Source organism: Spirosoma pulveris, assembly GCF_054781875.1.
Genome location: NZ_BAAGTO010000004.1, coordinates 210,370 through 223,622, shown reverse-complemented (window position 1 = coordinate 223,622; position 13,253 = coordinate 210,370). Strand labels below are relative to the sequence as shown.

General features: G+C 50.8%; 11 protein-coding genes. 3 read left to right on the top strand and 8 right to left on the bottom strand.

What is annotated here, in order from left to right:
* Positions 1-18: 18 nt before the first annotated feature.
* The 4 genes from gpmI to eno all read right to left on the bottom strand — a co-directional run bounded on the left by gpmI (position 19) and on the right by eno (position 3,971).
* Positions 19-1,596, bottom strand: coding sequence for a 2,3-bisphosphoglycerate-independent phosphoglycerate mutase (gpmI, locus tag ACYVJM_RS16835; protein ID WP_461149389.1), 1,578 nt, complete (start codon positions 1,594-1,596; stop codon positions 19-21).
* 90 nt (positions 1,597-1,686) lie between these two features.
* On the bottom strand, positions 1,687-2,220 hold the full coding sequence (locus ACYVJM_RS16830) for a low molecular weight protein-tyrosine-phosphatase (RefSeq protein WP_461149388.1): 534 nt from the start codon (positions 2,218-2,220) through the stop codon (positions 1,687-1,689).
* A gap of 77 nt (positions 2,221-2,297) precedes the next feature.
* On the bottom strand, positions 2,298-2,609 hold the full coding sequence (locus ACYVJM_RS16825) for an FtsB family cell division protein (RefSeq protein WP_461149387.1): 312 nt from the start codon (positions 2,607-2,609) through the stop codon (positions 2,298-2,300).
* An 81-nt stretch (positions 2,610-2,690) separates the two neighbouring features.
* Positions 2,691-3,971 carry a phosphopyruvate hydratase gene (gene eno, locus ACYVJM_RS16820; protein WP_461149386.1) on the bottom strand — a complete coding sequence of 427 codons (1,281 nt, stop codon included), beginning with the start codon at positions 3,969-3,971 and terminating at the stop codon, positions 2,691-2,693.
* 262 nt (positions 3,972-4,233) lie between these two features.
* On the opposite strand from eno, the gene ACYVJM_RS16815 reads away from it, so the two are divergent.
* Both ACYVJM_RS16815 and recA read left to right on the top strand, forming a co-directional pair.
* A complete protein-coding gene (locus ACYVJM_RS16815; RefSeq protein ID WP_461149385.1) occupies positions 4,234-4,731 on the top strand; it encodes a hypothetical protein in 498 nt (165 codons plus the stop codon).
* 175 nt (positions 4,732-4,906) lie between these two features.
* Complete coding sequence (recA, locus tag ACYVJM_RS16810; RefSeq protein ID WP_461149384.1) at positions 4,907-6,001, top strand: recombinase RecA; 1,095 nt, start codon at positions 4,907-4,909, stop codon at positions 5,999-6,001.
* Between the two features lie 82 nt (positions 6,002-6,083).
* On the opposite strand, the gene ACYVJM_RS16805 is transcribed toward recA, so the two are convergent.
* From ACYVJM_RS16805 to uvrA, 4 genes are all read right to left on the bottom strand, one after another.
* Positions 6,084-7,370, bottom strand: a complete 1,287-nt coding sequence (locus ACYVJM_RS16805; protein WP_461149383.1) for a citrate synthase — start codon at positions 7,368-7,370, stop codon at positions 6,084-6,086.
* Between the two features lie 280 nt (positions 7,371-7,650).
* Positions 7,651-8,877 carry a metal-dependent hydrolase family protein gene (locus tag ACYVJM_RS16800; protein ID WP_461149589.1) on the bottom strand — a complete coding sequence of 409 codons (1,227 nt, stop codon included), beginning with the start codon at positions 8,875-8,877 and terminating at the stop codon, positions 7,651-7,653.
* Between the two features lie 409 nt (positions 8,878-9,286).
* A complete protein-coding gene (locus tag ACYVJM_RS16795; protein WP_461149382.1) occupies positions 9,287-9,679 on the bottom strand; it encodes a hypothetical protein in 393 nt (130 codons plus the stop codon).
* Positions 9,680-9,725: 46 nt separating this feature from the next.
* Entirely contained in the window at positions 9,726-12,641 is a 2,916-nt protein-coding gene (uvrA, locus tag ACYVJM_RS16790; RefSeq protein WP_461149381.1) for an excinuclease ABC subunit UvrA, read from the bottom strand.
* A gap of 147 nt (positions 12,642-12,788) precedes the next feature.
* Here uvrA and ACYVJM_RS16785 point away from each other — a divergent pair, with 147 nt between their 5' ends.
* Positions 12,789-13,163, top strand: a complete 375-nt coding sequence (locus ACYVJM_RS16785; RefSeq protein ID WP_461149380.1) for a helix-turn-helix domain-containing protein — start codon at positions 12,789-12,791, stop codon at positions 13,161-13,163.
* The last annotated feature ends 90 nt before the right edge of the window (positions 13,164-13,253 follow it).

Here is a 13,253-nt window from a genome sequence, read left to right as displayed (position 1 = left end):
AAAAAAATTCTTGAACCACTACTTCACAATCAGGCTCACGCCACCCATTTCGGCGGGTTGCGGGACGCCCATCAATTCCAAAATCGTTGGGGCAATATCAGCCAGTTTACCGTCTTTTAACGCTGGGTGATAGTCTTTATCGATCAGTATGCACGGTACCAGATTGGTTGTATGCGCCGTGTTGGGCGTACCGTCCTCATTGGTCATGAACTCGGCATTACCGTGGTCGGCGATGATAATGGTGGTGTAGCCGTGCGCCAGAGCTGCTTCGGTTACGGCCTGGGCGCAGGCATCGGCGGTTTCAGCAGCGATCTTCACCGCTTCAAATACGCCCGTGTGACCTACCATGTCGGTGTTGGCAAAGTTTAGACAGATGAAGTCCGGTTCTTCGCTTTCCAGTTCCGGAATAATGGCGTCACGGATATCATACGCAGCCATTTCCGGCTTTTGATCGTAGGTCTTAACGGGAATCGTTGTTTCTACGCCATTGGCATCGCGCACAACCATTTCTTTCGGCGATGGGCACAGCAGGCGTTTCTCACCGGTAAATGGCTCTTCGCGACCGCCCGAGAAAAAGAACGTAACGTGCGGATACTTCTCCGTTTCGGCAATACGAATCTGCTTCCGGCCGGCACCGGCAATAACTTCACCAATTGTGTTTTGCAGGTTGTCTTTATCAAAAATGACTTTCACATTCTCAAACTCGCTGTCGTAGTTTGTCATAGTGATGTATTCCAGCGATAGTTTCTTCATGTCCTGCTCCGGGAAATCCTTCTGCGTCAGAGCCTGGGTGATTTCGCGACCCCGGTCGGTACGGAAGTTAAAACACAGCACCACATCGCCCTCTTCGATCAGCGCCACTGGCGAACCGTCGGTATTGGCAACGATAAGTGGCTTGATGAACTCGTCCGTCACGCCCGCATCGTACGACGCCTGCAACGACGCGGCAATATCGGTAGCGGCCACTTTGGTGCCTTCGCCTTTCACCATGGCATCGTAGGCAATTTTAACCCGCTCCCAGCGATTGTCGCGGTCCATAGCATAGTAACGGCCAATGACCGTTGCGATCTGCCCCGTCGATACAGCCATATGCGCCTGTAGATCGGTCAGGTAGCCGATGCCGCCTTTGGGATCGGTATCGCGGCCATCTGTGAAAGCATGGACAAATACGTCGGTCAGACCGTGGCCCTGCGCGATAGACAACAGGCCTTTTACGTGTTCAATATGGGCATGAACGCCCCCATCGGACACCAGACCAATAAAATGCACTTTTTTACCGTTGGTTTTGGCATAGTTCAGCGCGTTAACCAGTACAGGTTCGGTATCGAGAGTGTGTTCCTCAACGGCTTTGTTCACTTTCACCAGATCCTGATAAACGACGCGGCCCGCACCCAGGTTCATGTGCCCAACTTCGGAGTTCCCCATCTGACCGGCGGGAAGCCCAACGGCCAGTCCGGAAGCCTCCAGTTTGCTGTGAGGATACTTGGGGTATAGCGAATTCATGAACGGTGTATTGGCCGCTTCAATAGCCGAAACTTCGGGTTTCAGCGGAATACCCCAGCCGTCGAGAATGATGAGAATTACTTTTTTGTCCATGATAAGTAAAGATTAAAAAGCGGAAGAGCGAACCGGAACGCCGGACCGGAGTGAAAGAGCGAAAACGTGAAAGCCGTTCGGCCCCTCTTCTCACTCTTTCGCTCCGGTCCGGCGTTCCGGTTCGCTCTTTCCCTCATTTAAGTTATGTTGCTGCACTAGATAAGTAAGCAATTGACGACAGCATCGGAGGGTAATCTGGTAGACCTCTTCAAACACGTCCGGCCCTTCGTAATAAGGGTCCGGCACATTGGGCTGATCGTTTACATCCGGATCGAACTCCCGAAGTAAAAAAATGGTATCGGCCGTATGAAGGCCTGTGCTTCGGTAATTCAGCTTTTCGATGGCTTCCAGATTCATTTCATCCATCGCCACAAAATAATCGAACAGGGCCAGGTCTTCGCCAATCAGCCGTCGGGCACGATGGGTAAGCGTAAGGCCATGTTCAAGGGCGTTTTCGCGGGTACGCCGATCGGGTAGCTGACCTATGTGAAATGAAGCTGTCCCGGCAGAATCGGTCTGAATCTGTTTATCCAGCCCGGCCTCGGCCACCAGCGTTCGAAACACCCCCTCCGCCACCGGCGACCGGCAGATGTTGCCATAACAAACGAAGAGAACGTTTAGCATGGGGCTAAAGGCAGGGAGCATGGGGTGAAGAACATAGGCGCATCGTTAACGCTATGCCCCGCGCCCCAGGCCCTAGGCTATTTTTCCAACTGTTCATTTTGTTCGTCGACAATAACGAATACATCTTCACCCGGCTTTTTCATCAGGTATTTTTCGCGGGCGAACTTCTCACGAAGACGGTCGTTGCCGAGCACTTCCTGCCGTTCGGTTTGTACAGCTTTGATCTTTTCCTGATAATACGCGGCATCACCGTCGAGCTTTCGAAGCTGCCACCAGTTGCGAATCTGTGTTGGCAAGTCGTTCGCGTCGAAAAAAGTCATCCACACCAACAAGCCCAGGCCGGTAGCGACGTAGAAATTTCGAACGAAGCGAAGAAGACGGTTTAACATAGGGGAGAAGGTTCAGGGCAGAGGGTTCAGGGCAGAGGTGAAATTATCCCATGCCCCAAACCCTCTGCCCCATTCCCTTTGCTAGAATTTAAGACCCGGGAAGTAAGCGGTTTCGCCCAGTTCCTCTTCGATACGGAGCAACTGGTTGTATTTCGCCATCCGGTCCGAACGCGACGCCGAACCCGTCTTGATCTGGCCCGTATTGAGCGCTACAGCTAAATCAGCAATGGTAGCGTCTTCGGTTTCGCCCGAACGGTGCGACATGATGTTTTTATAGGAATTCCGCTTCGCCAGGTTAACGGTGTCGATCGTTTCGGTCAGGGAGCCGATCTGGTTTACTTTCACCAGAATGGCGTTAGCGATGCCTTTATCGATACCTTCCTGCAAACGCGTCACGTTCGTTACGAACAGGTCGTCGCCAACCAGTTGTACGTTCGTGCCTTTCAGCGCGTCGGTATGTGCTTTCCAGCCTGCCCAATCGTCTTCGGCCATACCATCTTCAATCGAGAGAATTGGGTATTTGGTAGCCCAATCTTTCCAGAAGCCCGCCATTTCTGACGAGGTCAGTTTGTCGCCGGTCGATTTTTTGAAGTGATACATACCCGTTTCCGCATCGTAGAACTCCGATGTAGCGGCATCCATGGCAATCCAGACATCTTCGCCCGGCCGGTAGCCAGCCTTCTCGATTGCCTGCATGATGGTTTGAATCGCTTCTTCGTTCGATTTGATGTTTGGGGCAAATCCGCCTTCGTCACCTACGTTGGTAGCAAGGCCCATTTTCTTCAATACACCTTTAAGCGTATGGAAGATTTCGGTGCCCATTCGTAGCGCTTCGGAGAAGGTAGCCGCATTGGCGGGCATAACCATGAACTCCTGGAAGTCGATTGAGTTATCGGCGTGCGAACCCCCGTTCAGGATGTTCATCATGGGCACGGGCAGCGTGTTGGCATTTACACCACCAATGTAACGATAGAGTGGCAGATTGGCTTCCTGAGCAGCCGCTTTGGAAGCAGCCAGCGATACGCCCAGAATGGCGTTAGCGCCCAGACGACCTTTGTTTGGAGTACCGTCCAGCTCAAGCATAATTTTATCAATCATGCTTTGTTCAAAGACCGAAATGCCGACCAGTTCCGGATAAATCAGTTCGTTGACGTTTGAAACGGCTTTCAGAACGCCTTTACCCACATATACTTTGGAATCATCGTCGCGGAGTTCGACAGCTTCGTGTGTGCCGGTCGATGCGCCCGATGGAACGGCGGCCCGTCCCAGAAAACCGTTTTCGGTACGGACGTCCACTTCGACAGTCGGGTTACCACGTGAATCCAGGATCTGCCGGGCATGAATGCTTTGGATGGTACTCATTGCAAAATAATAAGAGGTGTTAACAACAAAAAATTTCTATCGCTCCGGCGTACCGGTTTGTCGGGTTTGACTACCAAGCAATTAGGCTGGTTAGCTAACCGACCACAAAGTAACGAAATACAGGGCAAAACTTTAGAAAAAGGATAGCGATTGCTACGTGACTTAATCAATAATTCATGGTCAACAGAGTCCTGAAACAGAACTTGCCAGAAAATGTTGTCTATTTGTGTGCTGATTATTTGCCACTAAACAAACCATACTCATGCGAGGACTATTATATTTTCTATTGTTTTTGTTAGTGATTTTCGGTGTTCTTTATGCGCTCACCGGCTGGAGTTACAGTGATGGCGAACGAGCCGGAACGGTTTCCAAGTTCAGTCGTCGGGGCTTTCTCTTCAAAACCTACGAAGGCGTGTTGAACGTAGGCGGCTTCTCGGGCGAAACGGGCTCATTAACTCCCCAATATTTTGATTTCTCGGTGAAAGATGACGCCGTAGCTGCTCAGGTCACTCAGGCCGTTAAAACAGGTCAGCGGGTAACGCTGCATTACGAAGAGAAGATCCTGAAATTTCCCTGGAATGGCGAAACCAAATACTACATTACGAGTGTAGAAATCGTTGGTCCTCCCGCTCGTCCCTACAGCGATGGTTCTGCTTATCCGGGCTATCAGCAGGGCCAGTCTCAGCCCCAGCAGGCACAGCCGCAAACCCAGCAGCCAGCGCCCGATCAACAGCCCGTCATGGCCGATACGCTGCGTTAAAATACTGCCCGACATAAGCCCGGCAACTGCCCTGAAAATGAGTCAGTTGCCGGGCTTATTCAGTATATATTGATTGATACGGTACAGGTGTCGAAACCCCTTAACTATTTTCAAAAGTCATTTGGTAATCTGCCCATTTTTGGGTAATTTTATCTGTTTAAACAACCATCCTAACATGGCAAAATCAGATACGGCGCAAGCCACAGCATCTGCTAATGACAGTAAATTAAAAGCCCTTCAAACAACCATTGAAAAACTGGATAAAGCCTTTGGCAAAGGCACGGTTATGCGTCTTAGCGAAAGCAAAGTCGTTGACATTCCGGTTATTTCTACGGGTTCATTAGGATTAGATCTAGCTCTAGGCATCGGCGGTATGCCCCGTGGCCGTGTCGTCGAAATCTATGGTCCGGAATCGTCAGGTAAAACGACGCTGACCATGCACTGCATTGCTGAAGCGCAAAAAGCAGGTGGTCTGGCAGCGTTCATCGACGCCGAGCACGCATTCGACCGGGTTTACGCCGAGAAGCTTGGCATCGATACAAAAAACCTGCTTATCTCACAGCCCGACAATGGCGAGCAGGCCCTTGAAATTGCCGAACACCTGATTAGCTCCGGCGCGATTGATATCATCGTTATTGACTCCGTTGCCGCTCTTGTTCCGAAAGCCGAGATTGAAGGCGAAATGGGCGAAAGCAAAATGGGTCTTCAGGCTCGTCTGATGTCGCAGGCCTTGCGGAAACTGACGGGTACGATCAACAAAACCGGTTGCTGCTGTATTTTCATCAACCAGCTGCGTGAAAAGATCGGTGTGATGTTCGGTAACCCCGAAACAACTACCGGTGGTAACGCCCTTAAATTCTACGCATCGGTTCGTCTGGATATCCGGCGTATCGGTCAGATTAAAGAAGGTGCCGACAACGTAGTAGGTAACCGTACGAAAGTGAAAGTTGTCAAGAATAAACTGGCTGCTCCTTTCAAAGTGGTTGAGTTCGACATCATGTACGGCCAGGGCATTTCTAAAGTTGGTGAGATCCTCGATCTGGCTGTAGAAATGGAAGTTGTTAAGAAATCAGGTTCCTGGTTCTCTTACGGCACCAGCCGTCTGGCACAGGGTCGTGACGCCGTGAAGGAGTTGCTGCTCGATAACCCCGAATTAATGGGCGAAATTGAAGGCAAAATCCGCTCAAAAATCGCTGATGATCAGGATGCCCTCCTTGATCCCGTCCTGGCCGCTACGGCTGACGACGACGAAGGCGAAATCGACGATTAGTAGTTTTGTAGTACTTGCATAAACGAGACGGGTGGCAAATGATTTTGCCACCCGTCTCGTTTATGCAAGTACTACAGAAAACTTACCGCTTCTCAATCGGGACAAACTCCCGCAGGGTGGAACCGGTGTAAATCTGACGCGGACGGCCGATGGGCTCTTTCGTTTCGCGCATTTCTTTCCATTGGGCAATCCAGCCCGGCAGACGACCGATGGCGAACATAACCGTAAACATATTCGTTGGGATGCCTAATGCCCGGTAGATGATTCCCGAATAGAAATCGACGTTCGGGTACAGCTTGCGTGATACGAAGTACTCATCATTCAGGGCTGCCTCTTCCAAACCTTTGGCAATTTCGAGAACAGGGTCGTTCACGCCCAGTTTCGCCAGTACATCATCAGCGGCTTTCTTAATGATCTTAGCGCGGGGATCGAAGTTTTTGTACACCCGGTGCCCGAAACCGAACAGACGGAAGCCCGTTGTTTTGGCGTTCTTGGCCATTTCGACATACTTTGACACATCACCACCGTCGGCTTTGATGTTTTCGAGCATTTCAATCACTTCCTGATTGGCACCACCATGCAAGGGTCCCCATAAAGCACTGATACCCGCCGAAATAGACGAATAGATATTGGCCTGCGACGAACCTACCAGACGAACTGTCGATGTGGAGCAGTTCTGTTCGTGATCGGCGTGTAGGATAAGGAGAACATTAAGAGCTTCGGCAACGACCGGATCAACTTTATACTCTTCGACCGGCAGCGAGAACATCATGTTCAGGAAGTTCGGGATATAGTCGAGGGTATTTTTAGGGTAGTTGGTTGGGTGACCCAGTGCCCGCTTGTAGGACCAGGTAGCAATGGTTGGTAGTTTGGCCAGCAACCGGATGATGTGCAAGTCGGTTTTATCTTCTTCCTTACCACTTTCCAGGTCGGGATAAAAGGCACTCATGGCACTTACCAGCGATGCCAGAACCCCCATTGGGTGCGCTTTAACCGGAAAACCATCGAAAATTTTCCGCATATCCTCATTCACCAGCGTGTGCCGTCGAATGGCCGTTTCGAAGGTGGAGAACTCCTCTTGTGTTGGCAGTTCTCCGTAAATCAACAGATAGGCAACTTCCAGAAATGAGGCCTTGGCGGCTAAATCTTCAATAGAGTACCCCCGGTATTGCAGAATGCCCAACTCACCATCCAGGAATGTGATGGCACTTTTGGTGGCACCGGTGTTTTTATAACCACGATCTAAAGTAACGTAGCCAGTCTGATCACGAAGGTTCGAGATGTCGAAGGCTTTTTCATGTTCGGTTCCCTCTAAGGTTGGAAATGAATATGTTTTACCATCGACGGTTAATTCAGCGGAGTTTGCCATACAAAAAACAGGGTAGAGAATCAGAGATAATGAGTTAGGCTTTTTTTAAGCATTGGGATACCTCATAACGAAATGAACCCGTTTCGTCGGGGTATCGCAGCGGTCCGAAAACAACTGTAAAACCAACAAAACGAGTTCACCGAACCAGCGGCTCAGTGAGGTAAGGACATGTCCGGCGAAATTAGTCCAAAAACCCAAACGACAGATGAAATTGTATAAAAAAAGCCATGTTACGTTTGTATTAAGCTATAACCGAAAGTTTTTCCCATAAGTTTACCGGTCAACGCTTTGAAAAAACGCCCCCTTTCATAACCATCTGAACGCGTTGTACATCGGTGATTGTTTTTGTTGGATCACCTTGAACCGCAACTAAATCGGCTAGCAAACCTGGCCGAATACGACCTCGATCCGTTAATTTGAAAACGTCGGCGTTAATGGAAGTAACAGAACGCATAACGTCGATTGGCTTCATACCATAGTCGACCATCAATACAAGTTCGCGGGCATTGTCGCCATGACTGAAGACACCCACGTCGCCACCGGCGCAGATTGTGACGCCAGCTGCCAGCGCCTGCTTGAATATGTCCCGCTTCTGTTTAAGCCGTTCGGGTTCGGGGTCCTGCCCTTTTTTCCAGCCCCGGTATTGGCTAATCGCATCACCAGCCGCTAATGTTGGGCAAAGTGCCGTACTGTGCTGTTTCATCAGGGCGAAGATCTCCGGGGTTCCGGCATCGCCGTGTTCAACGGTTTCGCAGCCGCCCAGAATAGCACGGCGCATTCCCTCTGCCGTACTGGCATGGGCTACCACGCCCCGGCCGCTGCTTCGGGCGGTTTCGACAATAAGCTTAATCTCCTCAAGGGTGTATGTTGGGCGGGCTTCGGCCATGAGTCCCCAGCGGTAATCGGCGTAGATTTTGATAGCGTCGGCTCCTTTGCCGATCTGCCGCCGAACAGCCTGTATGAGCGCGTCGTGCCCATCGGCTTCTTCGGCTCCCTGCGGCACGTCGATGTCGGGGCTAAACCCTTTAGGCGCGTAACTCCCGGTGGCGATAAGCGCCCGCGTTACGATCATCATACGCGGCCCCGGTATAATGCCTTTATTGATCGCCTGTTTCAAGCCGACATCGTCATAATCGGCCCCTTCGGTACCCAGATCGCGCACGGTAGTGAAGCCCGCTTCGAGTGTTTTTTTAGCATGAACAGTGGCCCTAGCCACCCGTAGCGAGCGGGCTTCTTTCAGCACCTGATCGTCCCAGGGGGTTTCGTTATACGGATGCAGCAATAAATGCGAATGACCTTCAATCAGACCGGGTGTTAAGGTCGTTCCTTTCAGATCGACAACCGTAGCGCCCGCTATCGAAATACTGTTCGTTGGACCAACGGCGTCAATTTTATCGTCTTTCACCCGCACGACCCAGCCTTCGTGCATGGTTTCGCCATCGAAAACGCGGTCGGGACGGAGGAGGTACACCGTCTGGGCCAAGCTTTGGTATGGCCCTATCAGCATAAAGGAAAATAAGCCAAGGCCAAGCCAGAGCCTGGTCCAGACAGCGCAAAGATTGCTCGAAATCATTATATTCAGGGTTTATGTATGTTCATTTCCAATCTTGCCAGTGGTTACATAGCCTGGCCTTCATAGGATTTTGTATAACGTATTGTACGATGCGATGGAGTTCGTTGCGGTCGCGCACCAGGCGGTCGTAATTCTTATCGGCCCAAAATGGGCCTGTTCTTTAAAGAATTTGATTACACTAGCTCTCTGAAAAACTTTTAATACTTTGTAAAACGCTCTTTAATGACTGAGTCTTCTTTTCTGGCACATTGTCAAAAAGGTGAATACAAGATGAATGTGATTCGACATTAGTGTATAAGCAATCAAATCGTAACCGGGTCAAGCTCTGGATTGGCCCGGACACCTACCGTAACCGCCGTAGCAGACCCTCCCCAAATACCAGCACCATCAGGCCCGGCAGCAGGATAGCACCGGCCCGGAAACCGGCACCGGTTAGCTTATAAATACCTGTGTTGTATTGGGTAAAACTCTGGAATAAATAATAGGCCGATGCGGCCAGTAACGCTACGGTAATCCCCAAAGCCACAGGCTTACTCAACTGCCCTACGGCCCAGACGATAAGCAGGCACAGGCCAACAACCACCGCAACGGTTCCCAACGCTTTGGGGAACGTTGCGAGATAAGAGTAGTCAAAAAAGAACACCCCAGCCTTACCGATAAGGTTGGGGTGCGAAAGAAGCCAGCCGTCCAGAACGACCAGCACTAAAAGCAAGATGTAAAAGAAAGGGTTACGCATAAAACGGTTTTCTCAGGCTGTATTAGACCAGCGAAGATAACAGCTTTTATGCCTTCTCGCCCGTTAATTCCATCTTCAAAAACTTGCCGGTATAGCTTCCCTTCACCTCGGCCACCTTTTCAGGAGGACCTTCGGCAATGATGTTACCACCTTTGTTACCGCCCTCCGGACCAAGGTCGATGAGGTGATCCGACACCTTGATGACGTCCAGATTGTGCTCGATAATGAGGACCGTATTCCCTTTGTCGGCGAGTTTGTTCAGCACGTCGAGCAGGTGCGCGATGTCCTGAAAGTGGAGGCCGGTGGTAGGTTCGTCCAGAATATAGAGCGTCTTACCGGTATCTTTCTTGGATAGTTCTTCGGCAAGTTTCACCCGTTGCGCTTCGCCACCCGATAATGTCGTGGCGTGTTGCCCAAGGGTAATATAGCCCAGACCCACATCGTTCAGCGTCGTTACTTTGCGGAGAATTTTGGGTTGGCTGGCGAAGAAGTCCAGCGCCTGCTCAACGGTCATGTCGAGGACATCGGCAATGGATTTGCCTTTAAAACGGACTTCCAGCGTCTCACGGTTGAAGCGTTTGCCTTTGCAGGTTTCGCACATCACGTGAACATCAGGCAGGAACTCCATTTCGATTTTCTTCATGCCTGCCCCTTCGCAATCTTCACAACGGCCACCCTTCACATTAAACGAGAACCGACCGGGTTTGTATCCCCGGATTTTGGCTTCGGGCAGTTCGGCGAACAGGGTTCTGATTTCTGAGAACATACCTGTATAAGTTGCCGGATTGGAACGTGGGGTTCGACCAATCGGCGACTGATCGACTTCGATTACTTTGTCCAGATGCTCCAGTCCGTCCACCGTTTTAAACGCCAGCGGCTCGCGCTTCGACTTGTAAAAATGGCGATTAAGGATCGGGAATAACGTTTCGTGAATCAGCGACGATTTACCGCTGCCCGACACACCCGTGATGGTGACCATTCGGCCCAGCGGCAAGCGTAGGGTTACATTCTTCAGATTATGTCCCGTTGCGTTCTTGATGACCAGAAACTTCCCGTTGCCTTTCCGGCGTTCGGTTGGGACTTCAATGGCGCGTCGGCCGCTCAGGTAATCGGCGGTGGTACTGCTGCCCGCCACGCCGATGTACTTGTTTTGGAGAAATTCGTCGGGTGTTCCCTGATTGACAACCTGCCCGCCATGCCGCCCGGCACCGGGACCGATGTCGAGGATAAAGTCCGATTCGAGCATCATGTCTTTGTCGTGCTCCACCACCAGAACGGTGTTACCCAGATCGCGCAGGTTCTTGAGCGAGTCGATCAGTTTTACGTTGTCGCGCTGGTGCAGACCAATGCTCGGCTCGTCCATGATGTACAGCACACCCACCAGTTGCGTCCCGATCTGGGTCGCCAGCCGGATACGCTGCGCTTCACCACCCGACAGTGTCCGCAAGGGGCGGTCGAGGGTCAGGTAATCGAGGCCAATATCGAGCAGGAAACCAATCCGTTTGCGGATCTCTTTCAGAATCTCTTTCCCGATCACATTCTGACGGTTGGTCATCCGGTCTTCTACCCCGTCGAACCAGGCCGTCAGTTCCGAAATGTCCATGCGGGCTAATTCGGAGATATTTTTTTCGTCGATCTTGAAGAAGAGTGACTCCTTCTTCAATCGGGCACCATGACACTCCGGGCAGGACTTTATCACCATAAAGTCCTTGAGCCACTCCTGAATTTTATCGGTACTGTTTTCCTGCTGGCGTTTCAGGAAGTTGACAATACCCTCGAACTTAAAACTGTAATAATCCTCGCCCACATACTTCTTTGAGGGTACGGTGGCTTCCTCTTCAGTCCCGTACATGAGGGCATGCATCAGGTCGTCGGGAAATTTGTTTACCGGCGAGGTGAGGTTCAGCTTGTATTTCTTCAGAATGGCTTCGATCTCCTTAAATATCCACAACTCACGGTATTCGCCCAGGGGGGCAATAGCGCCCCGGCTAATGCTCAGCGACTTATCGGGGATGACCGATTCTTCCGTTATTTCTTCAATAACACCCAGCCCATTACACACCGGGCAGGCTCCGTAAGGCGAGTTAAAGGAAAATGAGTTCGGTGAGGGTTCGTCATAGCTGATGCCCGATTCGGGGTCCATCAGGTTCTGCGAGAAATAGACCAGCTTTCCGTCGGCATCCAGCATCTGCATGGCACCTTTACCCTGCTTCATGGCCGTTTGTATGGACTGACTGAGCCGGTAGCGGTCCTCTGCTTTCGGCACGAGCCGGTCAATAACGATTTCAATGTCGTGGATTTTGTAGCGGTCGAGCTGCATCTTGGGCACAATGTCCTGCACCACGCCATCTACCCGCACTTTAGTGTAGCCCGTTTTGGCAATCTGGACGAACAGTTCGCGGTAATGCCCTTTGCGGCTTCGGATAATGGGAGCCAGCAAAGTGACCTTCTTACCCTCGTATTGTTCCAGAATGGTATCAATAATCTGGTCCTGCGACTGCCGTTCCATCTTCCGGCCCGTTACGTACGAATACGCTTCACCCGCCCGGGCGTAGAGCAGACGCAGAAAATCGTAAATCTCGGTCGTGGTACCCACCGTAGACCGGGGGTTCTTGGAAGTCGTTTTCTGCTCGATGGAAATCACCGGACTCAGGCCATTGATCTTGTCGACATCGGGCCGTTCCATATCGCCGATAAACGAGCGGGCATAGGCCGAAAAGCTCTCCATGTATCGACGTTGCCCTTCGGCATAAATGGTATCGAAGGCCAGCGACGATTTACCGCTTCCGCTGATGCCCGTTACAACCACCAGCTTGTTGCGGGGAATAACGACGTCGATGTTTTTGAGGTTATGTTCGCGGGCACCCAGCACTTCGATCTGGTCGTAGCCCGTCAGGTCAATATCAGTCAGACCGGCCTGGCGCTCGGTCGTTTTTTCTTCTGTCACGTTCGGTTGGCTCATTCTAAACAACAACGTAAAACGAGCGGGGGTAGTTTCCGGGAATTTTTGTAAAAACAAATACTGTCTTTGTCTTTTCTCAATACAACATCCAACTTGCTTATATTCGGTTCTCCGATGCGATAAATGACATACAAATCCTCTGAAACCATGAGCGAAATGATAATCAGGCCCATTAAAAGTGCCAGTCAGTATGAACAGGTGATGGCACAGATTGACCAGCTACTAGATTGTCCACCCAATTCGCCGGAAGCTGATCTGCTGGAGGTTCTCTCAATTTTAGCAGATGACTATGAGAACAAAACAACCCCTATTTTACCTCCAGATCCTATTGATGCAATCCGCTATCAGGCCGACGAACTAGGTCTGTCATCAAAAGAGTTAGCTGCTTTACTAGGAGGTAAAAATCGCTTATCAGAGGTATTGAATCGTAAGCGTCCTTTAACGCTGAAGATGATAAAAACCCTGTTTCAACAGTTACACATCCCGGCAGAAAGCTTGCTGGCAGCTCAAGAGAGTCAATAAACATTTAATCTGGCCAAAGCAGCCATCCGGAAATGTATAGAGATAACATACCGAACAAATGCTTACGCCTAACCTCTGCTCAACGTTTTC

What these genes read in the sequence shown, in the direction of transcription:
- gpmI (WP_461149389.1), bottom strand. Translation starts at nt 1,596, where the DNA reads ATGGACAAAAAAGTAATTCTCATCATTCTCGACGGCTGGGGTATTCCG.
- ACYVJM_RS16830 (WP_461149388.1), bottom strand. Translation starts at nt 2,220, where the DNA reads ATGCTAAACGTTCTCTTCGTTTGTTATGGCAACATCTGCCGGTCGCCG.
- ACYVJM_RS16825 (WP_461149387.1), bottom strand. Translation starts at nt 2,609, where the DNA reads ATGTTAAACCGTCTTCTTCGCTTCGTTCGAAATTTCTACGTCGCTACC.
- eno (WP_461149386.1), bottom strand. Translation starts at nt 3,971, where the DNA reads ATGAGTACCATCCAAAGCATTCATGCCCGGCAGATCCTGGATTCACGT.
- ACYVJM_RS16815 (WP_461149385.1), top strand. Translation starts at nt 4,234, where the DNA reads ATGCGAGGACTATTATATTTTCTATTGTTTTTGTTAGTGATTTTCGGT.
- recA (WP_461149384.1), top strand. Translation starts at nt 4,907, where the DNA reads ATGGCAAAATCAGATACGGCGCAAGCCACAGCATCTGCTAATGACAGT.
- ACYVJM_RS16805 (WP_461149383.1), bottom strand. Translation starts at nt 7,370, where the DNA reads ATGGCAAACTCCGCTGAATTAACCGTCGATGGTAAAACATATTCATTT.
- ACYVJM_RS16800 (WP_461149589.1), bottom strand. Translation starts at nt 8,877, where the DNA reads ATGCTGATAGGGCCATACCAAAGCTTGGCCCAGACGGTGTACCTCCTC.
- ACYVJM_RS16795 (WP_461149382.1), bottom strand. Translation starts at nt 9,679, where the DNA reads ATGCGTAACCCTTTCTTTTACATCTTGCTTTTAGTGCTGGTCGTTCTG.
- uvrA (WP_461149381.1), bottom strand. Translation starts at nt 12,641, where the DNA reads ATGAGCCAACCGAACGTGACAGAAGAAAAAACGACCGAGCGCCAGGCC.
- ACYVJM_RS16785 (WP_461149380.1), top strand. Translation starts at nt 12,789, where the DNA reads ATGAGCGAAATGATAATCAGGCCCATTAAAAGTGCCAGTCAGTATGAA.